The sequence below is a fragment of the Serratia sp. HNCC26DJ244 genome (assembly GCF_057180565.1).
The window spans coordinates 1-427 of sequence record NZ_JBXUGO010000124.1 but is presented as its reverse complement, the minus strand read 5'-3'; the positions used below and the strand labels follow the sequence as shown (position 1 = coordinate 427).

The window sequence follows — 427 nt, the reverse complement described above, 5'->3', positions numbered from 1 at the left end:
TCGGCTTAAAGCTCCAGTTCCCTTGGTCATCCACCGGCGCGCTACCGATTTCCTTATCGTTATCATAGATATGGACCACACTGCCCGGTTCAGCCTTACCACTGATGACTGGCGCGCTGTCGTCGGTAGTTTTGTTAGCAAGGATATCGCCTTGCTCGTCACCCATCTTATCTTCCACCTTCAAATTGGTGGCCGGTGCTGGTGCCTGCGTATCGACAACAATATTGAAGACACCGGTTGGGTCACTGGTGACACCGACACTGTTGGTCACCGTCGCTGTCAGGTCATGTTTACCCTCACCCAGTGCAGGCTGTGGCGTAAAGCTCCACTTACCGTCGTCGTCTACCTTGGCCGTACCGAGTTCATTCTTACCGTCGTAAACCGTCACCGTGCCGCCTGGCAACGCAGTCCCGTTCAGGGTCGGGGT

1 protein-coding gene is annotated in these 427 nt (G+C 55.3%); it reads right to left on the bottom strand.

The features are described 5' to 3' along the window. Positions 1–427, bottom strand: a 427-nt coding sequence (locus tag AC2A06_RS18890; protein WP_484381302.1) for an Ig-like domain-containing protein, incomplete at both ends; no start/stop codon positions are given.